This is a genomic window from Alcanivorax nanhaiticus (assembly GCF_000756665.1).
Lineage (GTDB): Bacteria > Pseudomonadota > Gammaproteobacteria > Pseudomonadales > Alcanivoracaceae > Alcanivorax > Alcanivorax nanhaiticus.
Genome location: NZ_ARXV01000007.1, coordinates 119,264 through 144,275 on the forward strand (window position 1 = coordinate 119,264; position 25,012 = coordinate 144,275).

The following is a 25,012-nucleotide window of genomic DNA, read 5'->3' on the forward strand; positions in this document are numbered from 1 at the left end:
GGCAACCCGGGCCGCCTCAGGGCGGCCTTTTTATTTTTTGCGTGTGTGAGGGAGAGAAAAAGTGAAAAAGGAAACGGTATCGATTCATGGTGGCTTTGATGGCGATCCGCAAACCCATGCGGTGGCGGTGCCCATGTACCAGACCACCAGTTATTACTTTGATGATACCCAGCATGGGGCGGATCTGTTTGACCTGAAAGTGCCGGGGAATATCTACAGCCGCATCATGAACCCGACCAACGCGGTGCTGGAAGAACGTGTAGCGATGCTGGAAGGGGGTATCGGTGCGCTGGCCATGGCATCCGGCATGGCGGCAATCACTGCCACTATCCAGACCCTGGCCTGTGCGGGTGACAATATTGTGTCGGTGAGCCAGCTGTATGGCGGTACCTACAACCTGTTTGCCCACACTCTGCCCAATCAGGGTATTGATGTGCGCATGGCGGATGGTCGCGATCCCCAGTCTATTGCTGCAGCAATTGATGACAACACCAAGCTGGTGTTCTGTGAGTCCATCGGTAACCCGGCAGGCAATGTGGTGGATATGGCTGCTCTGGCGAAAGTCGCCCACGATGCTGGTGTGCCTCTGGTGGTCGACAATACTGTGGCCACCCCGGCGTTGTGTCGTCCGTTCGAACACGGTGCGGATATTGTGGTGCACTCACTGACCAAATACATGGGCGGTCATGGCACCACCATTGCTGGTGTGATTGTGGATTCCGGCAAGTTTCCCTGGAAGGGTAATCCCCGCTTCCCACAGTTCAATCAACCGGATCCGAGCTATCACGGCGTGGTCTATGTGGAAGCCATGGGGGAAGCCGCCTTTATCGGTCGTGCCCGTGTGGTGCCGTTGCGCAACATGGGGGCAGCGTTGTCCCCCATGAATGCCTTCCTGATTCTTCAGGGCATCGAGACCTTGAGTCTGCGTATGGAGCGACACTGCGAGAATGCCATGAAGGTGGCGGCGTTCCTGCGTGATCATGACAAGGTCAGCTGGGTGAATTTTGCCGGTCTTGAAACTGATCAGGATTATGATCGTGCGCAGAAATACATGGATGGTGGGGTGCCGTCGTCCATCCTCAGTTTTGGTATTGAAGGTGGCCGGGAAGCGGGTGCGCGTTTTATCGATGCACTTGGCATGATCAAGCGATTGGTGAACATCGGTGATGCCAAGTCACTGGCGTGTCATCCTGCCACCACCACCCATCGTCAGCTCAATGATGAGGAATTGAAGAGTGCCGGTGTCAGTGCGGATCTGGTGAGGCTGTCCGTTGGCATCGAGCATATCGATGACATCCTGGCGGATATTTCTCAGGCACTGGAAAAAGTCTGATCAGAACTTCTCTCGAAACTGGGCCGGCGTCATGCCGGTCCAGCGTTTGAAGGCCTTCGAAAAAGCACTTTCATCCGAGAAGCCCAGTGCCTCGGCGATATCGCCAAGACGAACTCCTTCCTGCAATTGTTTCTCGGCCATGCCTTGCAGCAAACCATCACGAAGCAGTTTGAAACTGCTGCCTTCCTCTCCCAGCTTGCGCACCAGATGGCGGCCACTCATGGCCAGGATGTCGGCGACTTTTTCCTTGCCCCAGTGTGGGTGCTGGCGGAGCAGATTGGTGACCTGGGCGCTGAGTGACTGCTCGCCGAGGGAGTCCAGTACCTGATCGGCCAAGGTGCGAAGGTGTTGGCACAGGGCCGGGTTGGCGTAGATCAGTGGCAGCTGCAGGTTGCTGGCGGGAATCACCAGGCTATTGCGGCTGGAGAGAAAACGTACCGGTACATTTAGCAGGGTTTCATAGCGACGGTTATCGTCCAGGGCGGCGTGGGCAAATTCCAGCCGCAATGCCTTGAGCTTGCCGCCGGTGGACCATCGAGACAGTTGCAGTAGTGAGGCTAAAGCTGCTTCTACCCGTTCCTGCTGTCGTTCGCGGTATTGGGGCTGGTAACTGACAATGCAGTCATCCCCCTCGATGCTGAATTCGAAGGTGCCACCCTCTCCCACAATGGGGTAGTAATCGATCAGGCTTTCCAGTGCATCGGCCACGGTGTCGCAGCTCATCAGCACCATGCCTGCGGTATCCAGATGGCCTACCTCCAGCGCCAGCCCGAATCGTACCCCCACAAGGGCATCTTCTGCCTGTGAGCAGAAGCTTTCCCAGATGGCACCCTGCAGTTCCAGACTGACCCTTTCCTGCTCGGCAAAAGCCTGCTGCAGGTCGTCCGGCAGGGAAAACCCCAGCTTGGCGGCGGCCTGGCTGATGGCTTGGGTATAGCGCACGGTAACGGTGGGCTGTTGTGACATAGGCTGTCTCGAATTAACCGTGGAGTGGTCCTGAATTGGCCGTGAGGAGGCTGCCTGCGGACCGTAGAGTGAACATCATAACAAATTATTAGTTTGGCTCAGTAAAGGGAGAGCGACACGGCTCCCAAAACAATAACAAGCGTGGTATCGACATGTACGCAGTGATAGGGGCCGGCCCCATGGGGCTTGCGACCGCCCGCAATCTGAAAAAATATGGCATTCCGTTCATTGGTTTCGATTTGCATTCCGATGTGGGTGGCCTGTGGGATATCGATAACCCCCACAGCACCATGTACGAGTCTGCTCATCTCATTTCCTCCAAGGGCATGACGGAATTCAAGGAATTCCCCATGGCGGAGGGGGTGGCCACCTATCCCCATCACAGTGAGATGAAGCGCTACTTTCAGAGCTATGCGCGCCAGTTTGGTCTGTATGAGAACTACGAATTTTCCACCCGGGTGGAGAATGTGGTGCGCGATGGTGACGGTTGGCAGGTAACCACCAGCAAGAATGGCGAGCAGCAAACCCGCCGTTTTGATGGTGTGCTGATTGCCAATGGCACCCTGCACAAACCCAACATGCCCAAACTGCCCGGCAAGTTTGAAGGTGAGTTGATGCACTCCAGCGAATATCGCAACGCTGAGGTGTTTGCCGGCAAGCGGGTGCTGATCGTGGGCTGCGGTAACTCGGCCTGTGATATCGCGGTGGATGCGGTGCATCGTGCTGCCAGTGTGGACATGTCCGTGCGCCGTGGTTACTACTTCCTGCCCAAGTTCATCATGGGCAAGCCGACGGACAGTTTTGGTGGCAAGTTCACTCTGCCGCGCGCGGTCAAACAGAAAGTGGATGGGGCGCTGATCCGGTTGCTGATTGGCAAGCCCAGCGATTACGGGTTGCCTGATCCTGAGTATCGTCTTTATGAATCCCACCCGGTGATCAATTCCCTGATCTTGCATTATCTCGGTCATGGCGATATCACTCCCCACGGTGATATTGCGGCAGTCGCAGGCAATACCGTGACCTTCGCCGACGGCCAGTCACGGGTTTATGACCTGATCATGATGGGCACCGGTTATAAACTGGATTACCCCTTCATTGATGCAGCCGAGCTGAACTGGCAGGGCCAGGATGCGCCGCAACTTTATCTGAATGTGTTCCACCCGCAGCACCGTAACCTGTTTGTCATGGGCATGGTGGAAGCGGCTGGCCTTGGCTGGGAAGGCCGCAACGAACAGGCGGAAATGGTGGCGCTGTACCTGCACGCCAAGATGCACGGTTTACCCCTGGCAGAGTCTCTGGAGAACAAGGCCACTGCGGAAGCGGGTAAGGCAATGGACGGAGGTCTTTCCTATCTCAAGCTGGCACGGATGGCTTACTACGTTCACAAGGACACCTACCGCAAGGCTGTGGGCGCCCACATTGCCGAACTGAAAGTGGGGGTGTGACATGGAAGTGCATTTTGGCAGTAATAATCTGCTGACCCTCAATGTCATTCTGGCCTTCATGATGTTTGGTGTGTCCCTGTCGTTGACCGGGGCAGACTTTCGTCGTGTGTTGCAGCGGCCGGATGCGCCGATTGTGGGTTTGATTGCCCAGTTTGTGCTGCTGCCAGCGGCGACCTGTTTGACCACCTGGTTTTTTGAAGTGGATCCCCAGTTGGCACTGGGCATGATCCTGGTGGCTTCCTGCCCCGGCGGGTCGTTCTCCAACATCATGACCTGGCTGGCTCGTGCCAATGTGGCGGTGTCGGTGAGCATGACGGCTGTGTCCAGCCTGGTGGCCATGTTCATGACCCCCTTCAACTTTGCCCTGTACGGCTACATCAACCCGCATACCCGCAATATTCTTACCGAAATCCAGCTCGACAGTATGGAGATCCTCATGCTGGTGGCGCTGGTGTTGGGGCTGCCGCTGGTGGTCGGCATGCTGGTGGGCAAGGCGTTCCCGGCCTTTGCCCGTGCAGCCCAGAAGCCCATGCGCGTGGTGACCCTGCTGGTGTTGCTGCTGTTCGTTGGTGTGGCGTTTGGCAACAACATGGATGTATTCCTGGCCACGGCGGATCGCATCGTCGGCCTGGTTGTCTTGCAAAATCTGCTGGCGCTGGGGCTGGGGGCTTTCGCCGCCGGGCTCACCGGTCTGCCGCGCAACGATCGTCGAGCGATCACCATGGAAGTGGGTATTCAGAATTCCGGGTTGGGGTTGGCCATCCTGTTCACCTTCTTCCCTGACGCCAGCGAGATGATTCTGATTGCCGCGTTCTGGGGTGTCTGGCATCTGGTCACCGGGTTGCTGCTGGCATTCTGGTGGGGGCGTCAGTCCGATGCTGTGCAAGAGGAGGGCGCGCCATGCAAAGACGCATCCTGATTACTGGCGCGGGCGGCTACATCGGTAGCTTGTTGGCAAGACGTTTGGCGGAGCGGCATTTCGTAGTGGGTGTAGATATCCGCGAAGACAAAACCGCGCCGTTTCCATTTCATGTGATGGATGTCCGCGATCCTGCCATTGCCGGTTTGATGCGTGAGCACCGTATCGAGCAGGTGGTGCATCTGGCTGCGGTGCTGGAGGATTCTGGTGATCGTCAGCGTGATTACGATATCGACGTGAATGGCACCCGCAATGTGCTGGAGGCATGTGTAGCCAATGAAGTACGGCAGTTGGTCGTGACCAGCTCCGGCGCTGCTTATGGCTATCATGCGGACAGTCCTGCCTGGCTGGATGAACAGGATCCGTTGCGTGGCAATCCCGAGTTTGCCTATTCCGACCACAAGCGCCAGGTGGAAGAGTTGTTGGCGACCTACCGTCAGCAGCACCCGCAGCTGGCGCAGTTGATCCTGCGCCCGGGAACCGTGCTGGGAGCTGGCACCCGCAATCTGATTACCCGACTGTTTGAAGGCAAGCGCTTGCTGGCGGTGGCGGGTTCGCCGTCTCCGTTCGTGTTCATTTGGGACCAGGATGTGTTGGCGATCATCGAGAAAGGGGTGACTGAAGAGCAGCAGGGTTGCTTCAATCTGGCCGGCGATGGCGCCCTGAGTATTCATGAGTTGGGGGTCATTCTGGACAAGCCGGTGCTGGCGATTCCTGCCAGCGTGCTTCGCGCTGCACTGTGGCTTGGCAACAAGTTGCGACTGACCGGTTATACCCCGGCCCAGATCAACTTCCTCCGCTATCGTCCGGTGCTTAGCAATCGGCGTTTGAAAACGGAATTTGGCTATCAGCCAAAGAAGAGTTCTGAAGAGGTATTCCGTTTCTATCTGGCAGGGGCAAGACAGAGGCAGGGATCATGAAAACGGTACTGATTACCGGTGCGGCATCGGGGCTGGGCTGGGAGCTGTCCCGGCGCGCCCATGACTGCGGCTATCGGGTGATTCTCACAGACATGAATGGCGTATTGCTGAAGGCGCGCGCCGAACAGCTCGGCAAGGTCGACCCGCAAAGAGTGATCTTCAGGGAGCTGGATGTGACGGATGGCGATGCTATTACGGCGCTCAAGCTCTGGCTGCAGGAGCAGCCTTTCGCACTGGATCTGCTGATCAATAATGCCGGCATTACCCACCGCTCGCTGGCCGAGAAAACGGCGGTGCCGGTGTTTCGCAAAGTGATGCAGGTGGACTGGCAGGCGCCGGTTGAGCTGAGCATTGCCCTGTTGCCCCTGCTCAAGCAGAGTCGCGGCGGTATTATCAATATCGGTTCCATGGCGGGCTGGATGCCGGTGCTGGGCCGTGCCGGATACTGCAGTGCCAAAAGTGCGCTGGGGCAGTTTTTTGAAGTCATGCGTGGTGAGGTGGCCCGTTACGGGGTACATATCCTGATGGTGTACCCCAGTTTTCTGGACACGCCTATCGAGACCAATGCGTTGGGACACGATGGCGAACCGGCTAACCATGCGCGTTCCATGGTGGGGCGCATGCAGAGTCCGGCGCAATTGGCTGAGCAGGTTTTTCTGGCTTATTCGCGCAAGAAAAAGCGTCTTTTCCCGGACCGTTTCACCTGGTTTGCCAGCGTGCTGTGGCGTCTTGCTCCGGACCTCTACCAGCGCCTGATGATGCGCAAATTTGCTGTCGAGCTGGAGCAGTAACCCGTGGATATTGCGCTCATCTGGCCCTGGCTATTGCTGGGGCTGTTTATCTTTTTTGCGTTTACCACGGAAGCGATGACGGGCTTTGGCAGTATCGTCATTGCATTGTCATTGGGTGCCCTGGTGCTGCCGATCCCGGAGATTTTACCGGTACTGGTGCCGCTGAATATTGTTATGAGCAGCACCTTGAGTTGGCGTCATCGACACAATATACATTGGCCTACCCTGTGGAAGTTGATCCTGCCTCTGATGGTGCTGGGTACCTTGTCGGGTTACGGACTGCGTCCCTGGCTGGGAGACGATTACTTGCGGCAGGGTTTTGGTTTGCTGGTGTTGTGGTTCAGTAGCCGTGAATTATGGCGCATGTTCAAGGGTATTGAGGTGCGCAGCCATGCATCCTGGTGGTCCCGCTGTTGGATGTTTCTGGCCGGGATTACGCATGGTCTGTTTGCTTCTGGTGGCCCCTTGCTGGTGTATGCGCTGAGTGGGTTGCAGCTGGACAAGCAGCGTTTTCGCGCCACCCTGATTCTGGTCTGGCTGTCGCTTAACAGTTTGCTGACGGTGGTATTTCTGTTTGACGGTTCGCTTTTGCCGGCCGCGCCGAAGATCGGCTTGCTGGTGCCGGTGGTCATTGCCGCCATGCTGCTGGGTGAGTGGTTGCATCACCGGGTTAACGAAGAACGCTTTCGCCAGGCGGTATTTGTGGTGTTGTGGATCACAGGCCTGATCTTGATGCGGCCCTAGACCTGCCAGAGTGTCGGTGACATGCCGGGGCTCAAGTGGCGAGTCACGAGTTTCGAGTTGCGAAAATCTTTCCGGATCTGCCTCGGCGGATGATGAGGGGGTGTCTTTCGCAACTCGAAACTCGAAACTCGGTACTCGCAACCCGGTAATCGGCACTCATCGTTCTTCTCTTTTCCTTCCCCGGCTCGTCGTGCTATTGATTCCCTTCCTGATCTTTATCCCGAGGAGCCTGCATGTCTTCAGTGGAAATTCGCCCGGTGACCGGTATCGCTGTCGAGCCCTGGCTGGATGAGCTGGCTCGGCTACGGATTGAGGTATTTCGCGATTTCCCCTATCTGTACGACGGGGACCTGGATTACGAGCGCCGTTATCTGGATCGCTATGCGCAATCAGACCGCAGCGTGTTCGTGCTGGCGCTGGAGTTCAACAAGCTGGTGGGAGCAGCGACGGGTCTGCCGTTGAAGGAGGCGGATGACGCTTTTCAGGCACCATTTCGGCAATTGGGCGCGGATCTCTCCACCGTGTTTTATTTTGGTGAATCTGTACTGAAAAGAGACTGGCGTGGACAGGGAATTGGCCACCGTTTCTTTGATCTTCGCGAACAATACGCCGAGGATTTTGGCTTTCAGCACACCACTTTCTGTGCGGTGCAGCGGCCGGAGGGTCACCCGGCGAGGCCGCAGGGGTACCGTCCCCTGGATGATTTCTGGCGTGGCCGTGGCTATTTTCCGCAGAATCAGTTGGTGGCGGACTTTGACTGGACCGATCTGGGGGACGAACAGCCCTCTCACAAACCGATGCAGTTCTGGATGCATAGCCTGTGAACAAAAAGTTGCCATGAAACGAATCGAATAACCCATATGGGCGATGGCCGGCATTTTTATCTCCTTTACTATTCCAAGTGGGGAAAAGGGGATAATAAAAATGGAACTAAAATACCAACTTTCGGTGTTGGCCGAACGTGTTGTGCGTCATTTGTTGATTATCGTGCCGATGGCATTGATAGCCGCAGCAGTGGCCATCGTTGTCGCGGGATGAGGGTGGTCTAACGCTTCTGCATCAGTACCACAGGATTGCCGACCAGCTCCAGTGTCCAGCCCTGTTCACGGGCCAGCCATTCAAAGGTTGCTGGCTGCCAGAAGCAGACGTGGGTTGGGTCGCGGCGATAATGCCAGCGGGCGAAACTGTCGTCGTCGGTTAGCCACCGGGTCATGATGCCGAGCCAGCCTCCAGGTTTGACGTGTCGCGCAAACCAGTCCCACTCACGGGCAGGCTGATGCAGGTGCTCAATGACTTCTGTGCAGGTGACAAAGTCATAGTCGCCTTCCAGTGGTGTGCTGTCCGGGGCGTAGATGGGGTCATAGGTAGCACAGGAAAAACCTTGTTCCTGCAGCATGGTTGCCAGTGCCGGGCCGGGGCCGCAGCCGAAATCGAGTCCCTTGGCTCCTGGGGCAAGCCTTGCCGTCAGAGGCGTGGCCAACTGTGACAGAAAGCGCCGGTAACCTGGGTCGTCCGGGCGGTTGTCATGCAGGTCATACTGGGCTTTTTCTTCTTGCGGCGCTGGCAGTTTGTCCGGGTGTTCAAAGGTCAGCTGGCAGCAAGGGCAGCGAAAATATTCGCGCCCTTCGACTTCGCTGAAGGTGCTTGCAGGAGTGTCGCAGAGAGTGCAATTCACTGCGTCTGTTCCAGCCATTGCTGGACCCGTGCGTAGGTCCGGCTCTCCTCGATCATGGTCATGTGGCCCATCTGCCAGAACAGTTCCCGTGTGAGTAGCGGTGCCTCCGGGTACAGCCTTGAGGCGAGGGCGCTGTCCACGGACACCAGCCAGTCACCACGGGGTTGTGGGTGCTCCGGCTCGCTGACGCTAGCGGCGATAAACAGCTGTTTCACCGTGGGATCCAGCGGTACCTTGCTGCTGGGCTGTACTTCGTCGATGGGACGATGTTTCCACTGTTCTTCCAGTACATAGCCAAAGCGTAGATCGCGGATACCATCGGAACGCAGGTTGCCCAATCGCATTAATGGCTTGGACCAGGGGGTGCTGGCCAGCAGGCGATTGGCGTTGTTGCCGATGCGTTCCAGCAGCGCTCCCTGATGGGGGGAGCCCAGGCAGGCGAGGTGCGAGAGTTTATCAACCCAGGAGTCCTGGCGTTCGCGGCCCTGATGCAGCGCGCTTCGCGCGACCAGTCCGCCCATGGAGTGACCAATAAGGATAACCCGCTTGGGTAGTGCGGTATGGGCCAGTAACCCGGCAAGTTTGCGGCCGTTATCGGAAATGTGCAGGCCAGTGTTGTAACGCAGGTAACGGACTTCCGCATTGAGGTGGCTGCGAGCCCACTGGCTAAAGCCATCTGCAGCAGGGGTGTTCCAGCAGGCATCGTTCATGCACAGGCCATGAATGAAGACCACCAGCGTATCGGTGTCACCGGCCAGTTGCTGTTTTGGCAGTAGCGTCATGGGCAGCGCATAGCTGCTGTGTTGTTCCACCAGCAGTTGACCGAAGATACCGTTGAGGATGCTTTGCAGATCCAGGCTGTCGCGTAGCTCCCGGTTCGGGTCGGCGAGCAGATCCGCCAACCCGGCGGCATTGCCTGCCTGTCTGAAGCCATAGCGGATCAGGTTGTACACCATTGGCGCGGGGGTGTAGTCGTGCCCACGGATGCCGAAGGGATTGGCGATGGTGCCATGCATGTCCTGCACAACCTGAGTGATTTCATTGCCGAAGCGGGTCACCAGCTGTGCCAGTCCTCCCACCTGATGCCCGACTTTTCTCATTCTTTGTCTTTCCCCGGTCTGTGCGGACCCTGCGCATGGTTGCCAGGCCATTCGTAAGGCTTCGTAAAATGCCGACATTATGTGTGTCGGTACTTGGTTTGATGGCAAGTCAGCAGGTAGGGTAACGGATGTTCGAATCACAGACATCCAAGGAGTGAGTCTATGCGTATTTTCGGTAAAGCGGCATTGGCCGCCATTTTTGCCTCCACGGCCCTGCTGGCAGCCTGCGATAGCAGTGATGGTCCGGTAGAAAAAGCGGGTGAGAAAGTGGATGAGGCAGTAGAGAGCATGGATCCCAAGGGGCCCATGGAAGAAATGGGTGAAGACCTGGATAACGCTGTGGATAACGCAGAAGAATCCATGGACAACATGAAGGATGCGGCAGAACAGTAAGTTCACACTGTACGCCGCAAGCAGCACGCCGCAACAGGTTGAAAGGTTGTGGGTGTTGAGAGTAAGGCCGCGCCCTGTCAGGCGCGGCCTTTTTTATGGGGTCGCGCTGAGTTTCGGGTGCGGCCGCCAGTCCTGGCGAGGGCTACAACGCGGGGCAGGTCGCCGCCAGTCGGTCCAGCGCTTCCTGCTCCGGGGGAGTGATCATCAACGCATAGCGTTGCTTCAAAGCCTGCCAGCGGCGGCCGTACTCGCACCAGAATGCCTGGTTGGGCGGTAGCCATTGGTCAGGGCTGCTGGCCCCCTTGCTGCGATTGGCGCGGGCGGAGACGGCAAGCAGGTTCTGCGGATCGTTGGCGAATTGCTGGCGTTGCTCTTTCGACCACCGGTCTGCGCCGTGGCCATGGGCATGGCGCAGGGGAACAATATGGTCAATGTCCAGTGAGCGGGCGCGGGTAAAGGTGCGGTCTGTGTAAGGGTCGTACCAGCGCCCGTTGGTGACGGTGCATTGACGAGGATCGCTGAACGTCACTGCAGTCCGACTGGTTTGGATCAGGGTTTCGGCGCGGGTGTCCTGGCAGTCGTGATCATCATCAGTCCAGTGAGGCCACTGATCCCGGTCGTACAGTGTGCTGAAGGCGCGGCCTTCTTCACGGGCCTCCTGCTCCGCCTTGTGTTGTTGTTCATGAGCGCGCTTGCAGTCATCGCGATGGCAATGGTAGCGGCCTGTTTGAGGGTCAAGGTGTCCGCCTTGTTTATCGACGCCTCCGGGATGTGAGAGTGACAGGTGAGGAAGCAGGGCTAGAAAAATGGCTAGGGTGATGCGCAAGACGTTATCCATCAGGCTAATGCTAAATGCGTAAGATAGCAGCCACAGGTAGTGTGAGCGATGGCCTGAGAGACAATAAGTGTGAACTGGTTCCGGCAATTTACCACGGTGAAACAAACCGCAACGCGGCACAACGAAAAAGCACATTTTCCCGCTGGGGCAGAGCCGGGAGCGGCGCTAGTCTAGGGGTTGCTCCCTGCCTCTTACAGGCAGGCTGGGGGTTGATTGTGCGTTGTCCGCAGTCCCAACCGTAGTACCAGGAGCCCATCTATGACATCTCCAAGCCTATCGAGTAGTGATAGCCTTCACGGCCTCGCCCTCGAAGCCGTGGAACATCGCTTGCAGGCCTTGTCAGAGTACCTGGCGGTTTATCGTGCCGGTCTCGCCTCCGGAGCCGGAGGGTGGCAGTGGCGGCAGGTGCGGGTTTTGCGAAGCGACATCGCCCGGCTGCAGGCATGGTGGTGGTACCTCAATAGCCAGCAGCATGGTGCAGGTTGGGTGTTGCTGGTGGATAAGCTGGCCGGCCTTATTGCCCCGTGGTTGCCATCGCGGCGGGATCGTCCCCGTCGCCGCCATGTGTCTCGCACCATGCGTCGTCTGGGTAGCCATAGCCTTGTGTTGCGCGCCTATATCACTCTTGAAGAGGACCTTCAGGGTCAGCTGCTAACACGTCGCTTGACCGCCAAACAGTTTCCTGCACGAGTATCTGAGGTGGAGCTTGCGCGCCTGGAATCCCGCCTGGCGGAGGCGGCCCGGTTGCGTCGTAATCTGCTTCCGGATTCCCGTCGGGTTGCGGTTTGCTGTCAGCTGCTTCGTGCGGTCATGGTGCTCCGTCAGGGGCTGGGTATGCCGTTGCCCGTCGCCAGGACTGTCGAGCCATGATGCAACTGGATGTGATGGCACCTTCGCTGGATAGTTTGCCAAAGGTGTTTGCGCTTTCCGATCTGAAACAGTTGTTGCCCGGAGAGGGGGAGCAGGCGCTGGATGTGACCCTGCGCTGGCTGGAAGCTGGAGTGATCCGTCAGGTCGCGCCAGAACGGCCGGTGTTCTTCCGCGTAGTGCTTGGGGATCCGCTGAGTGAGGCTGAGGTGTTGCAGGCGCTGATGCGTACCTTTCCGTCGGCCATTGTTGTGGGCGGTTCCGCCCTCTGGCGACAGGGGTTAAGCACGCGCGAAGATAATGTGCTGGAATGCGCAGTGGTGGAAAGTGATGTGCGATGTAACCTGAGTCAGGTGTCACTGTGCTGTCGTCCGGCTGGCTGGTGGTCTGTTATCCGTGAGGTGGGAGGATTATCGGCTCAGGGCTGCCACGGGGCAGCCATGCTCAACCCGGAAGTGGCGGTAGCCGATGCTGCTGCATTCCGGGATGTGTGGATGCCGGATCGTGATGATATCCACTGGGATCGCCTTTCAACCGCTCAGCTAAGTCATGCCACCCAGGCTATGCTGCCCCTTCGCCCCCACCGTTGATTCCTGCCTGCCCTGATTGACCTTGTCTGTGCTCTCGGGTTTAAATGAGAACCATTATCATGATGGTGAAGGGCACATCCCATGCTTTGGACTGGCGCGTTATTGCTGACGCTGCTTGCGGCAACGCTTTTTTATCTGGCTGACCGGGAGCAGCGCTGGCTCGATCGTCCACTGCCAATGGTGGCGCGCTGGCTGGGAGTGGGGCTCACGGTTCCGGCGGCCTTGCTGTGGGTGTGGTCGCAGGGGCTGGGGGTCGGCCTGATGTTCTGGTTGTGGAGTCAGGCGGCTTTTCTGATTGTGCTGGCTCTGCTGGCGGCTCATCAGCATGATAGCTTCCAGAAAGGGAATCGGATGTCGAGGGGGCGATCATGAGGGTGTTGGCAGTAGTGCTGCTTTCATTGCCATTGAGTGTCATGTTGGTCGGACTGCTGGCGGCAGCCTTGCCGGTGCCGTGGTCTTCGTGGCTGGTGCTCATGCTGCTGCTGGTGGTGGCGTTGTGGATGGTGCTGGGGTTGCTCTCGACGTTATCTGAGCGTGCCTGGCCGGTGATGGCGGGACTGGTTGCCGGCAATGGTGTTGCCGCCCTGTTGCTGCAGACGACTTCCCTGTACGGGGGCGGATCATGAAGGCTGATCGTTTGCGTCGCTTTATTGATGTGCATGCCTGGGCAGGAATGATCAGTGGTCTGATCCTGTTTGTGGCCTTCTTTGCGGGTGCGATCAATGTGTTCCACCACGAGCTGCATCATTGGCAGGCGCTTCCTGCCGAACGTGTCCAACCGCTGGATCAGGATGTGTTCCTGGAGCGCTTGATTCAGCGCTTTCCCTCAGCTGCAGAGCGGCTCTTTTTTCAGCCGGGTGATGATCCCGCTGCCATGTGGAAACAGGACGGTGAGTGGCGCACCGCATATGCCTCCAATTTTGTTACCGGTGGCGACTTTGTTGAGCAGCCGTCCTCTGAGCTTGCCGATTTCATCAATCAACTCCATTACCAGCTGGCCATTCCGGCTGGCGGAGGTTTACTGAATATCGGCATGACGTTAATGGGTTTCATTGCCGTGCTGTACGGGGTGGCCTTGTTCAGTGGCTTGGTGATTCATTGGCCGAAAATCGGCAAGGAACTGCTGGCCTTGAGGCATCAGGGAAATGTGCGCCGTTACTGGAAAAACCTGCACAACCTGATTGGCGTTGTCAGCTTGCCTTTCCATCTGATCATGTCGATCACGGGTGCCGCCATGGGGTTGTTTACGGTGATGGCGGTGTTATTGGGGGCGTTGGTGTTTGGTCCCCAGTTGCAAGGCGTGATTGCGGAGGAGACGGAAGTCTGGCCGGCACCACAAGCGGTGGGGGAGCCGCTGAAAATGTCATTGATGGCGGATTATCTTTCTGCGGCTCGCCATGAGGTGCCTGGGCTGGAAGTGGCCTGGGTGGAGGTGCGAGGCTACGGCGACAGTCAGGGCTGGCTCGATGTGGCAGGTTCGGTGCCCGGTTATCTGGGTCATCATGCCCATGTTGTACTCGATCCGATGCTCAAACCCTTGCGGGTCATCAGCCCGGCATCCCGCAACCTGAATCAGGCGTCACTGTCGCCGGTGTACTCCCTGCACTTTGGGGATTACGGCGGATTGCCGCTTAAGCTGATGTATTTTGTGCTTGGCCTGTTGGGCTGTCTGTTGTTTGTGTCCGGCAATATTCTCTGGTGCGAGCGGCGCAGTGACCGTACCGGCCCTTCCCGTGCATCGGCGTTTTTGTTGCGTCTCACGCTGGGTGTTTGTGTGGGTGTGGTCAGTGGTGTGGCGGTGAGTTTCTGGGTCAGCAAGGCCGGGTTGCACTCTCCCCTGGCGGAGCAGGTGCTATGGCTGGAGCGGTTGGTGTTCTTGCTGGTGCTGGTGCCGTTGGTGGCCTGGAGTCTGCGCGCATCGCCGTTGCGTTTCAGTGCGCAATGGTTGCGTATTATGCCGTGGCTGTACTTGGCGATACCGCTGTTGTCAGTGTTGCTGGAGGGAGGCAGGGCATGGCGCGAAGGTGATGTGCTGCTGGTTAATCTTCTGATGCTGGCGATGGCAGGAATACTGTGGATAGTGTCGCGACATTTCCGCAAGCGAGTGCGATTGGCTGAGCCACACCCACTGTGGGTGGGGAGGTTGAGCGATGATCATCCCCGGCATCTGGCGGATGCGGAGTTGGAGTGATCCTTTGCCTTCCCTTTTGGGGTGGGGCGCTTGCAAGCGAGCCGAGCCCGAGCGGGACCGGGTTTCGAGTTGTGAGAAGCGCGTTTCGAAAGTCAAAACCGGAGGGGACTGATCTGTCTGCGTCCAACGGGTTGATTGTTGCGGCCGCGAAGAAGGCCGATGCCAGGGCATCGCGACGTAACCGTCGCTCCCACAGTGGCATCTGGCCCCAGGTTTTCGGCGACCTTTACGCAGGATTCTGCGTCCTGTGTTTATTCTTCTCAACCATTCCCGCTAGCCCGCAATGAACCAAAAAAAGCCGGGCATGTTGCCCGGCTTTTTACGGCTACCTGTTCGGACTGATCAGAAGCGATAGGTGGCCTGCAGAGCCACGCCGTGAGCGCTGTTTTCAAAGTCGGCGCTGTAGCTGCTTTGCGCGACTCGTCCTTTTTTCTCGTCGATGTAGGCATAGGCAGCATCGAGAGTCAGGTCGTCAGACAGCATCCAGCCGGCACCCAGGGTTACGATGTCGCGATCGCTTACCGGGATACGTGCGGTGCGATCCATATCGCTGGTGGGGGTGCGATCCTTGGCGTAACCGGCGCGCAGCACCCAGCTCGGGTTGAGCTGGTAAGCCCCGCCGACGGCGACGGCCCAGGTGTCTTCCCAGTTCAGTTCTTCAGACACCGTGCCGAAATCGCCAGCATAAGCCGGGTTAACGCCGCTGTTTTCCACATCAATGCCTTCCAGGCGGCTCCAGCGAGTCCAGGTGGCACCCGCAAACAGCGTTACGGCCTCAGTGGCCTGATAGCTGAAGGAGGTGTCCACAGATTCAGGCATGGTGATGTCGAGCTTGGCATCGTACTTGCCGTTCAGTCCTGGCAGTCCGGTCGGGATCATCGGATTCGGCGGGATGGGGCCGAGCATGCCATTGCCGCCGCTCACGGTAGTGTCCCCTTCCAGGGTGTAGTCCACTTTGGAGTGATAAGTCAGGCCCCAGTCCAGACGATCGGTAACGGCAACCAGAACGCCCAGGTTGTAACCATAGCCGATGTCATCGCCTTCAATTTCCACGCCTGCGTCGCCGCTGCCACCGTAAAGGACATTGGGCAGTGCGCTGGTCAGCTTGCCTTCAATGTGATTGATGGTCGGGCCAAAGCCGATGGAAACCTTGTCGTTAAACGCGTAGCTGATGGTGGGCTGGATGGTGACAACCTTCACAACGCTGTTGAGGGCATGATAGCGGCCCTGAAAGGTGTCCTCGTAGTCGCTTTCCACGCCAAACGGGGCATAAAGGCCAATACCAGCATGCAGCTTGTCATTGATTGGCGTGACGTAGTAACCGAACGGCACGGCAGAGAAAGGCACCATATCGCCCTCGTTGGTGCCGGGGAAGGGGCCGCTGGCATTGCTGATATCCGTGCTGGCATCGATAAAGGCCAGGCCGCCAGAGACTTCGGCGCGCTTCAGGCGGCTCATGCCGGCAGGGTTGCCGAACAGGATGCTGGCGTCGTTGGCGGTGGAGGCGCGGCCAGCATAGGCGGAACCCGCACTGCTTGCGCTCTGTTCATTCAGTGACAGGCCATTGGCCAGGACTTGGGTCGACGCGGCGGTAATAGTGGCCGCCAAAATCGCCTTCTTTGAATACGTCATTATAGCTTTCCCGAGTTGTGCAATTTGCGCGCGCACGGTAGCACCATACCGGCGGGTATGGCTATGGTGTTGCGTGTTTAAATGATCCGTTTGTCGCTTAAATGACATTAAAAGTGCGTAAACATGGTGTCTAATTCCGTGAACAGGTTTCATTGTTTCATTGGTCGGTGGCATCTTTGGCTGATAAATGCACAAATTAAGCGGTTGTGCTGATTGGAATGGTCCTGGGAGGAATGGCTAATCCTGAAGGGGAGGCATGAGTGATAATGAAGGCGTTTCGTGTTCTTCTGTCGAGTCTGTGTTTTGCGTGGTGTGTATGGGTAGAGAAATCGCAAAATGTGATGAATGCAGCAGCCGGTGCTTCGAGCGGCATCTGAAATGGGATCGTTGTGCCCTCGCTGCGCGCATTATTTATATGGCTACCATAATTGCGATCACGCTTTAAGGCGGGGCGATGCTTGCATTGTGGTTGGGATGGTACGGTCTCGGAATTCGTGCGTGATATCCAGGAGCAGGCGTGAGCTGGTTGCTCTGGAAATGCAGGCTTGGGTGGGTACTATGGCGGGGTTGTGTGTATCGGCGCGCAGACCGGGCCGGGTGCAGAAGAATGAATTTTCAAGGATGAGGGGGAAGAGGAATGAAAAAGTTTCTGGTAGTTGTGGTTTCTTGTGCGGCCTTTTTGTTGGCCGGTGTTGCCCAAGCTGGGCCGCAGGCGCAACGTCTTGGGGTGTGTCTGACGGAATCCCTGAATGGCAAGGAACGAAAGCAGCTGGCGAAGTGGGTATTTTTGAGTATTTCAGCTCACAGCACGATCAAGCCCTATTCCAGCGCGTCACCGGCCGATATTGATGATTCGAACCGCTATGTGGGCGGATTGATAACCCGCTTACTGACTGACGATTGCCCGAGCCAGGCCAGAGCCGCTTTTGAAGAAAATGGTGCTCGGGCCTTCGAAGATGCCTTCCGGGTGGTAGGCGAGGTGGCCATGATGGAGCTGATGAATGAGCCGGCCGTGGGCGAGTCTATGGGGGCATTCGAGAAATATCTGGATCAGGAAAAGTTCAACCAGGCCTTTCAGTAATCGTTTGTTGTGATTGATGCCCCTCTGTGAATTGGGTGTTGAGGGGCCGGGGGCTACGCCCCCTTTCCTGCTTATTCCTGCCTTTCGTTCCTCTCCTTGGGCGCCCTTCGCCCCGCTACTTTTCCGTCGTTGATGTGTTCCTCTTTGCGGTTGCGCTTCCGTTGAGAGCGGGATGCCCGCCGCCCCTGTCATTGATTGGCCTGCGGCATTTCTCTATTTTCTGGGGTGGGTGGATATTGGGCGTCAACTGGCGGTGTTGTCGAATTTGTCGGGATTGTCCGTCTTAGTCATTGAGTGATCTGAGACGTGATTGGGGTGTAGGGCATGCAGAGTGCGGTTTGGGGTAGTGCAATGGCGGCTGGATGGCCTCGCTTCTTGCTGTTGTGGGCATTGGGGGGCGCGCTGTCGTTGGCTGGTCCCGCATACGCGGAGAGTTTCCGTGAGGTGCTGGCCAGTGACGATGCGGCGGCACTGGAACAGTGGCTTACGGCAGAACCCGCGCGTGTGTCGGTGAAGGATGACGCGGGAGCGTTACCTCTGCCGCTGGCGGCAAGGCAGGGCAATCTTGAGGCGGTGGTGCTGCTGGTGGAGGCCGGTGCGGACTTGTCCCTCACGGGGGAAGAGGGCAAGACGGCGTTGCAGTGGAGCATCCTGGGTGGTCATGGGGAGATTACCGATTATCTGTTGAAGCAGAGTGGTGGGCAGCCTGCACGCAACGCGGCGGGGGAGTCTGCATTGCACTGGTGTGCCCGGGCTGGCAATGCCGCTTTGTGTGCACGGTTAATGAAAGCGGGTCTCTCTCCTCTGGATAAGGACAGCCAGGGGCAGACGCCGCTGGAAGTGGCGATCAGTTGGGGGCACTTCGCCCTGTTGAACTCTCTTCTGGATAACACGGTGTTGCCTGATGCGGTAGCCCAGACCGCGCTGAGCTTTGATGATGACCGAATTCGCTACTGGAGCGCCCTGTATTGGGCTGGCCGGGAGACCCTGTTGTTGGCCAGCCTTGAGCAGGATCTGTTGGCTGCAACCCCCCAACCCCTGGCCGCCTATATCTGGAGCAGCACGCTGCGTCGTCAGCGTCGGCTTGAAGGCGCGTACGAAGCGGCGGAACCGGCTCTGCGTGAGGCGTTAGGGCTGACGCCGCGCATCGTGATGGCGCTGGATCGAGATGAGGCGTCTGCATTGCAGCAGTTTCCTGTGGAAGCCTCCTATCAGCTCAGTGATGTGTATGCGCTGTCAGAGCTGGCGTCGGTGGCCCGTGATCGTCAGCAGTACCCGGCGTTTTTCGGCTATCTGGAGGCAGGGCTTGCGCTGGCACCGGATCATTGGCAGCTGGTCTGGATGTACGAAAACATGAAGGCGCTGGATCAGCCTGGCATGCGTGAGCGAGCGGCGGCATTTGCTGCCCGCCAAGAGATACGCGATACCCTCACTGGGGAATACCTGCGTGCTCTGCTGCCTCAGCACACCTGGAAATACAGTGATCGGCTGGTCTTCATCGAGCGCTTCCTGGCGGCAGCACCACAGGACAGCCGAGCCCTTGTGGCGCAATCCCTGGCGTTGAATGGCAATGGTTACTACCCGCAAGCGGTAGAGGCGCAACTGTCTGCCATCGCCCGGTTTCCTTTTTATGCTCGCCGCCAGTATGCCGTCGAGCAGTTGTTAAAGACGGGGCAGCACGACCGCGCCCGGCGCGTGTCGATGGGGTTGGCGTATTGGTATGGCGCAGACAATCGGCAAGCCAGAGGTGCCCGTTATTACGCAGAGGGCCTGATGGATGAGGGCGATCTGGGCGGTGCACGTGAGGTGCTGGAAACGGCACTGGCGGCAGCACCGGAAGATGGCCGACTCCTGATCGAACTGGCGCGCCTGGAGCTGCGTGATGGACATTCCGAGTTGGCGCTGGCGGCGGCAGCGAAGGGGGCTCCGTTGATTGATCACCTTGCCGAGCATCATCTGGCTACCCTGCTGGAGGCTTATCGCAAGACGGGGGATCATGCCGCGAGCATTGCAGCATTTCGACGGTATGAGCCAGCGATTGGGGATGTGTCGGCAGGCATGCTGGAGGGGATGCTTGGCGATCTTGAGGCGCTGGGCAGCAAAGAGGATTACCGGACCCTGCTCAATCAGGCGCTGGCGACTTACCCCGGAGATGCGGCCCTGTTGATGCGCGAAGCGAGCGCGCGATGGGCGCAGGGGCAGCGGCAACAAGCGCGGAACATGTTGATGGCGATACTGCCGTCTTCGCCGGGATCGGAGCGCCTGCTGGATACGCTCTATGAGTACACTGCCGCGTTGCAGGGCGAGCAGGCGGCTCGCCAATGGGCTGGTGCGTTGACGGCCCGCTACCCCTGGAAAAAAGCGGTCTGGGAGCTTGCTGAGCGGAGCGGGGCGAAGACAGTGCCGCAAATGTGGCAGGAAGCGGTGAGCGCGGCCCCCACGGAAACTTTCGCCTGCGAGGCGCTGGTGGATCACTACGTGGGCGAGAAAGAGTGGGATCGAGCCCATGGCTGGGCGCGCTCCTGTTTGCAGCAGCAGGAGGAAGGTGCTGCATCGCGTTTGAGTGCGCGCCAATCCCTGTTGCTATATGACGTCTGGGTCTACGAGAACCAGACGCGTCATCAACGTCTCGCTAATGCGCAAGTGGTGGCTGCCGAAGCCTCGTTTCAGGAGTTTCTTGAAGGCCGTGGCCATTACATGGACTACCTGCGCTACCAGGAGTCGTTCTGTCGTGCGCGCAAGGACAACCGTTGTGCGGCACAGTCACTGGTGGCTCGCAGCACCTACCAACGTGACAGCACCAGCCATTTCCATGATCTGGTCGCGCGTTATTCCGAAGAGTTGGGTGCGAACCAGACCTTTGGTTACGGCGCCCGGATGCTGGCGCGTAATCCCTATGACCGTGATGTGGTCAATTCCTTCCTGCACAAACATCTGCTTTGGGGTGGCAGTCCCATCGTTGCGCTCAAGGCCATCAAGGATGCCAATGCTCGCGGCCTGGATATCGAGCGATCCTGGGAGCGCAAGGCCCTGGGGCAGCTTGGCGATTCATTGTCGGAGTTTGAGCAATACACGGTGGAGGGCAAGCGTCCCGGAACATCGTTGCGTTATCTCCAGTGGTTTGATGCTGCGCGACGCAGTGCACTCTCTGCAGATGGCACGCGGGTGTTCTATCAGCTGGATGGCGACATGCCGGGGGTGGAAATCGTGCTGCCCAGCGGGGAGCAGGTTATCCGGCGTGATCATCCGGTGTTCGGCAAGCCGGTGTATTTTTCCCGCGGAGCGACCTTCCTTGAGCTGGCCTACACGCCTTCTGGTCAGCTCACCCGTATTGCGGATTCCAGCGGCAGTGTCATTGCATTGCATTACAACGACGATGATGAAATTCGTGAACTGATCAGCCCTGAGGCGACACTCCAGTTCACCTATAACCCCATGGGCAAGCCGGTGCGGATTGTGGATGTGGGAGTTGGCGAGCTGCGGGTCAGTTATGACGATCAGGGAGAAATTCTGGCGGTGGATTCAGAGCAGGGTCATCAAATGGCACTGCGAATTACCCGCAGCTTCCAGACCCTGCTGGGCATGGTGAATCAGGTCAAGCGCATCAATGATGTGAAACACCTGCCACAGTTGTCGGTGGATGATCCTGAACTGGACGTGCTGCGGGAAGACTATGAGGAAACCGAATACCTCAGTGCCGAAGAACAAAAAAGCGGATTGGCACTGGCGGCATATTTGTTGGCACATGTGGGCGACAGCGCGCGTTATGTGATGGAAGCGGAAGACGTGTTGTACCGCGCCATAACGGCGGCGCATGTGCATTCCGACGACAAACGTTTTGTGATTCGCGGCGCAGAAGCCGTCACCCTGTTGCATCAGCTGTATCGGCAGGTGCGGCCCCATGGCTTGCCGGAGGAGACCTTTGACAACTGGTCATCCGCCTATGGCTGGTTACGCAGCGCCGAGCAGGCCAAGTCACGCTCGAAACTGCGTAAGGCGCTGGCGGCGATTGGTGAGGAACCGATTACCCTGTTGCGTGACGCGCATCGCCTGCAGCGTTCCGACTTCAGCAATACCGCCTACTGGCACCGTTATGGCAACAGTGAGTTGTTGGGTGAGCGATTGGCTGGGGCAGAGAAACAGCAGGTGCTGCTGCGAGAAAATGGTGATGTGGTGGTAGCCACCAGCCAGGGCTTGTCGGTGTTGACCGAGGGGTACTGGCACTGGTTTGGCATGGATGCGCGCACCCAACGATTGTCGGCGACCGTGGCGCCGGAGGCAGGGGATGAGCGGGCCAACATTCTTGCCTTGGCAGAAACGGAAGATGGCGTGTTGTGGCTGGGTACCGCCCGTGGCCTGCTGGCGTTGGCGGGGGACTACGAAGGGGAAGTGAAACGCTGGAGCGTGGCGCAGGGGCTGCCATCCGCTCGGGTGCAGGCGCTGGCCGCTCATGATGATCAGGTGTGGGTTGGCACGGCGAAAGGTCTGGTGCGGCTACAGTATGGCGAGGGTCAACCCGTGCCGCTTGCAGCAATGGAGGGGCAAAGCATTGAGCAGGTGCTGCGGTTGCCGGGGAGCGAAGCCGCGCTGCTCTATCGTGCGGAGGATACGGCATGGCTGTGGGCGGGTGATCAGCGTACCCGGCTGGGACGCGCCAACAGCATGGCCTTCGACAGTGGCCGGATGCGAGCCTACCGACTCGATCAGGATCAAGTGTTTGCGCACAGTCTGGATGGTGAAAGTGGTGTGTGGTCGCTGGTGGATGAGACGCCACTGCTGGTGGCGGGCAAGAATGATCTGCTGATGGCCAAGCGTGCCCATGAACTGTCTATCTGGCATCTGGGTGAAGGCGAAGAGGCGCTGGTGGTGAATACTGACCGGGGCATCAATGTGCTGCAGGGAAATTATTTTGAGGCCATGCCGCTGCCCTTCGCCGAGCAACGCGGAGGCTTGCCGCTGGGGCCGCGAGTGTCCTGGAGTGATGAGCAGGGATTGGTGTTGTTCAGCGAAGAAGGGGTGTACACCCGGCGGGAGGGCGACTCCGACAGGGTGACTCGTGACCGTGTCTATGACCTGCTGATGAGTGAGGCATTCGATGGGGTCTTTATGGCAACGGGGAACAGCATTCTGATTCTCGGCAACGATATGCCGGTGGAAGCCGTGTTCCCTTATTCGTCCGTGAATGCGCGGGTGCTTGCGGAGGATGCCGAGGGACGGTTGATCTCCCATGATGGTTATCAGGTAGTGCGCTTTGCTCAGGACAGTGATACGCCCCAGGTGTTGTTCAGTGCTCGTCCTTCCGTGGAAGAAGAAGGTTGGCAGGGCGGCATTGTCGATATGCTGGTGGATAGCCGTGGCACCCTGTGGGTGGTGGCGGGGTCGTCCCTGTTCCGCTATGCGGATCAACAGGTCACTGAGTTCAACTATCTGCTCGACAGCAAGGTGTTTCCGTCACGCAGCCCGCTGCTGGTGGGGGTGCATGAAACCCTGGACGGAGGCATTGAGGTAGTTGCTTCCAATGAGCGGCATCTCGCTCATCAGGGCGTGGATTTGTCCGGAGGACTATTACGCTGGAATGGCAACGGTTTCGACAATGTGGGCAAGCCAGCCAACTGGTTTGTCACGGGTTACACCGTGCTGGATGAGCGCACCGCGCTGGTGGGCACCAACCAGGACTTTGCTCGTGAACTGGCGGGGGAAGACAGCTGGCAAAAGCGTCAGGCATTCCCGGCGATGAACGACCCCAGCTACCAGGCGGTAAAGGAACAAAATCCGCTGTTCTGGCTGGGTGGAGAGGGTAGCCGTTTTGCGGGGGAAAATACCTGGTTGTTACCGACGGCGGGGGGCGTGGTGCTCTATCACGGCGGCACTTGGCTATACCCGGACCGCCTGAACCAGTTGTTGCCTTACGATCAAGCTCGTGGCCAGTATGGTGGGCGCACGGTGCACGATGTGGCGGTAGCCGAAAATGGCCGTGTCTATGTGGCAACGGATCTGGGCGTGCTGCTGTATGAATCCCAGGGGGTGGCGTCACTGCTTAACGATAACCAGTACGGGCAGTTGGCGTTTTTAGGTGGCGATACCCAACAGCAACAGGCACTCAGCAATATTTTTCTGCCGGCTCTGGCCAAGGACAGTGAACAGGGGCAGCTGCTGCAGCGTTATCAGGACATGGAGCAGCAGATCCATGAACTGGAGGCGAAGCTGGAGCGTGCTGACAAGGCTCCGTTGGCCTCCCCCGCCGATAGCAAGCGCGGCGATGACGCTCCGGCTGTGGCCCGGGCTGAGAATCGTGACCAGGCCGTACGATTGCGGCAGGAACTGGCCAACAAAAACCGGCTGCGCGAAACCCTGTTGGCACGTATGGAGAGTGAACATTTTGGCCTCTACCAGATGCTCAAGCTGGACCCGCGAGAAGTCGCGGCCATGCATCAGCAACTCGGTGAGGAGCAGGCGCTGGTGCAGTATTTGCCCACACCGGACAAGTTGTTGATCCAGCTGGTGACCCGAGAGGGGGCGCAGATCCGGGAAGTGACGGTGAGCCATGCAGATCTGGAGTTGGTCAGTGAGCTGGTAGTCAGAGGGATGCGTTATCGCGCCCGACATCTGGAGGCGGGGGAACGAGGACTGTCTGCACCGGCTAACCCTGAGCAGGGCGCTGCGGAGGAAGTGGGGCAGATGGATAACCACCTGGCCTGGCTTTACGACAAGCTGCTGCGTCCGGTGGAGCGGGAGCTGGAAGGCAAGTCCCAGGTGCTGGTGACTCCGGTGGGGGCATTGACGTATCTGCCTTTCCCTGCGCTGTTGCGTCAGCCTGGAACGGAAGATGGCCAGCACCGAGAGTATGCGGCCCAGCGTTTCAATATCGGGGTGGTGCCTTCCCTGTATCACCTGAGCCTGGTGCTGCAACAAAACGGGTCCTACAGTGATGGACTGACTCTGGTGGCAGATCCAGATGGCAGCTTGCCGGGCGCGCGTCAGGAGGTGAGCCGGATTGCGGCGGAGTCCGCCGGCCAGCCAACCGTGCTGGAAGGCGCGGCAGCCACTTACACCAACGTGGCTGCCGCAGTGCGCGACGCCCGGGTGGTGCATCTTGCCACCCATGGCAGTCTGGATCCGGCCGTGCCAGCGGACAGTTACCTGTTACTGGCGGAGGGCTACCGACTGGATGTGATCGACATTGCGGCGTTGCAACTGGATCAGACCGATCTGGTGGTGCTGTCAGCCTGTGAAACCGGCATCGGCAAACCGGGGCTGGAGTATGCCACCCTGGCGCGGGCATTCGCCCTGGCCAAGGTGCCTACGGTGGTGGCGTCTTACTGGAAAGTGGATGACGGTGCCACCGCCAATCTGATGGAGGCTTTCTATGCGAGTATGCGTGAGCATCCTGAAAGCGGCTTCCTGGAAGCCATGGCGGAGGCACAGCGTAGCCTGATTGCCAGCGGTGGCCGCTATGCGGATCCGGCAGCCTGGGCGGCGTTTACCCTGTTTGGCAAACCGTAAATGGATGGCCAGCGGAATGTACAA

General features: G+C 58.4%; 20 protein-coding genes. 15 read left to right on the forward strand and 5 right to left on the reverse strand.

What is annotated here, in order from left to right; translation table 11 throughout:
* Nucleotides 1-61: 61 nt before the first annotated feature.
* Complete coding sequence (locus Y5S_RS10390) at nucleotides 62-1,333, forward strand: O-acetylhomoserine aminocarboxypropyltransferase/cysteine synthase family protein (protein WP_035232790.1); 1,272 nt, start codon at nucleotides 62-64, stop codon at nucleotides 1,331-1,333.
* On the opposite strand, the gene Y5S_RS10395 is transcribed toward Y5S_RS10390, so the two are convergent.
* Nucleotides 1,334-2,299, reverse strand: coding sequence for an AraC family transcriptional regulator (locus Y5S_RS10395; protein ID WP_035232792.1), 966 nt, complete (start codon nucleotides 2,297-2,299; stop codon nucleotides 1,334-1,336).
* Nucleotides 2,300-2,451: 152 nt separating this feature from the next.
* On the opposite strand from Y5S_RS10395, the gene Y5S_RS10400 reads away from it, so the two are divergent.
* The 6 genes from Y5S_RS10400 to Y5S_RS10425 all read left to right on the forward strand — a co-directional run bounded on the left by Y5S_RS10400 (nucleotide 2,452) and on the right by Y5S_RS10425 (nucleotide 7,942).
* On the forward strand, nucleotides 2,452-3,744 hold the full coding sequence (locus tag Y5S_RS10400; RefSeq protein ID WP_035232793.1) for a flavin-containing monooxygenase: 1,293 nt from the start codon (nucleotides 2,452-2,454) through the stop codon (nucleotides 3,742-3,744).
* A 1-nt stretch (nucleotide 3,745) separates the two neighbouring features.
* On the forward strand, nucleotides 3,746-4,663 hold the full coding sequence (locus Y5S_RS10405) for a bile acid:sodium symporter family protein (RefSeq protein WP_035232795.1): 918 nt from the start codon (nucleotides 3,746-3,748) through the stop codon (nucleotides 4,661-4,663).
* Nucleotides 4,645-5,583, forward strand: coding sequence for an SDR family oxidoreductase (locus Y5S_RS10410; RefSeq protein WP_035232797.1), 939 nt, complete (start codon nucleotides 4,645-4,647; stop codon nucleotides 5,581-5,583). The genes Y5S_RS10405 and Y5S_RS10410 overlap by 19 nt, the downstream gene beginning before the upstream one ends.
* A complete protein-coding gene (locus tag Y5S_RS10415; protein WP_035232799.1) occupies nucleotides 5,580-6,374 on the forward strand; it encodes an SDR family NAD(P)-dependent oxidoreductase in 795 nt (264 codons plus the stop codon). The genes Y5S_RS10410 and Y5S_RS10415 overlap by 4 nt, the downstream gene beginning before the upstream one ends.
* A gap of 3 nt (nucleotides 6,375-6,377) precedes the next feature.
* Complete coding sequence (locus Y5S_RS10420) at nucleotides 6,378-7,118, forward strand: sulfite exporter TauE/SafE family protein (protein ID WP_035232801.1); 741 nt, start codon at nucleotides 6,378-6,380, stop codon at nucleotides 7,116-7,118.
* A 233-nt stretch (nucleotides 7,119-7,351) separates the two neighbouring features.
* Complete coding sequence (locus Y5S_RS10425) at nucleotides 7,352-7,942, forward strand: GNAT family N-acetyltransferase (protein WP_197055133.1); 591 nt, start codon at nucleotides 7,352-7,354, stop codon at nucleotides 7,940-7,942.
* Between the two features lie 221 nt (nucleotides 7,943-8,163).
* Here the strand turns inward: Y5S_RS10425 and Y5S_RS10430 are convergent, their stop codons facing one another.
* Entirely contained in the window at nucleotides 8,164-8,811 is a 648-nt protein-coding gene (locus Y5S_RS10430; RefSeq protein ID WP_035232803.1) for a class I SAM-dependent methyltransferase, read from the reverse strand.
* Nucleotides 8,790-9,893, reverse strand: coding sequence for an esterase/lipase family protein (locus Y5S_RS10435; RefSeq protein WP_035232804.1), 1,104 nt, complete (start codon nucleotides 9,891-9,893; stop codon nucleotides 8,790-8,792). The genes Y5S_RS10430 and Y5S_RS10435 overlap by 22 nt, the downstream gene beginning before the upstream one ends.
* A gap of 162 nt (nucleotides 9,894-10,055) precedes the next feature.
* Here Y5S_RS10435 and Y5S_RS10440 point away from each other — a divergent pair, with 162 nt between their 5' ends.
* Entirely contained in the window at nucleotides 10,056-10,286 is a 231-nt protein-coding gene (locus tag Y5S_RS10440; protein WP_035232806.1) for a hypothetical protein, read from the forward strand.
* 142 nt (nucleotides 10,287-10,428) lie between these two features.
* Here the strand turns inward: Y5S_RS10440 and Y5S_RS10445 are convergent, their stop codons facing one another.
* The gene (locus Y5S_RS10445) at nucleotides 10,429-11,124 is read right to left on the reverse strand and encodes an HNH endonuclease (protein ID WP_035232963.1); all 696 of its coding nucleotides are present in this window, start codon (nucleotides 11,122-11,124) and stop codon (nucleotides 10,429-10,431) included.
* Between the two features lie 258 nt (nucleotides 11,125-11,382).
* Here Y5S_RS10445 and Y5S_RS10450 point away from each other — a divergent pair, with 258 nt between their 5' ends.
* The 5 genes from Y5S_RS10450 to Y5S_RS10470 all read left to right on the forward strand — a co-directional run bounded on the left by Y5S_RS10450 (nucleotide 11,383) and on the right by Y5S_RS10470 (nucleotide 14,772).
* Complete coding sequence (locus Y5S_RS10450) at nucleotides 11,383-11,994, forward strand: hypothetical protein (RefSeq protein ID WP_035232808.1); 612 nt, start codon at nucleotides 11,383-11,385, stop codon at nucleotides 11,992-11,994.
* Nucleotides 11,991-12,581 carry a hypothetical protein gene (locus Y5S_RS10455; protein ID WP_035232810.1) on the forward strand — a complete coding sequence of 197 codons (591 nt, stop codon included), beginning with the start codon at nucleotides 11,991-11,993 and terminating at the stop codon, nucleotides 12,579-12,581. Before Y5S_RS10450 ends, Y5S_RS10455 begins: the two co-directional genes overlap by 4 nt.
* Before the next feature lie 81 nt (nucleotides 12,582-12,662).
* Nucleotides 12,663-12,953 carry a hypothetical protein gene (locus Y5S_RS10460; protein WP_035232811.1) on the forward strand — a complete coding sequence of 97 codons (291 nt, stop codon included), beginning with the start codon at nucleotides 12,663-12,665 and terminating at the stop codon, nucleotides 12,951-12,953.
* A complete protein-coding gene (locus Y5S_RS10465; protein WP_035232813.1) occupies nucleotides 12,950-13,207 on the forward strand; it encodes a hypothetical protein in 258 nt (85 codons plus the stop codon). The genes Y5S_RS10460 and Y5S_RS10465 overlap by 4 nt, the downstream gene beginning before the upstream one ends.
* The gene (locus Y5S_RS10470) at nucleotides 13,204-14,772 is read left to right on the forward strand and encodes a PepSY-associated TM helix domain-containing protein (RefSeq protein ID WP_035232815.1); all 1,569 of its coding nucleotides are present in this window, start codon (nucleotides 13,204-13,206) and stop codon (nucleotides 14,770-14,772) included. Before Y5S_RS10465 ends, Y5S_RS10470 begins: the two co-directional genes overlap by 4 nt.
* A 342-nt stretch (nucleotides 14,773-15,114) precedes the next feature.
* Here Y5S_RS10470 and Y5S_RS10475 read toward each other — a convergent pair whose 3' ends face one another.
* Nucleotides 15,115-16,404 (reverse strand): OmpP1/FadL family transporter, encoded by a 1,290-nt coding sequence (locus Y5S_RS10475; RefSeq protein ID WP_035232817.1) that lies wholly within the window; start codon nucleotides 16,402-16,404, stop codon nucleotides 15,115-15,117.
* A gap of 637 nt (nucleotides 16,405-17,041) precedes the next feature.
* Here Y5S_RS10475 and Y5S_RS10480 point away from each other — a divergent pair.
* Both Y5S_RS10480 and Y5S_RS10485 read left to right on the forward strand, forming a co-directional pair.
* A complete protein-coding gene (locus Y5S_RS10480; protein ID WP_035232819.1) occupies nucleotides 17,042-17,485 on the forward strand; it encodes a hypothetical protein in 444 nt (147 codons plus the stop codon).
* Between the two features lie 351 nt (nucleotides 17,486-17,836).
* Nucleotides 17,837-24,988, forward strand: coding sequence for a CHAT domain-containing protein (locus Y5S_RS10485; RefSeq protein WP_035232821.1), 7,152 nt, complete (start codon nucleotides 17,837-17,839; stop codon nucleotides 24,986-24,988).
* The last annotated feature ends 24 nt before the right edge of the window (nucleotides 24,989-25,012 follow it).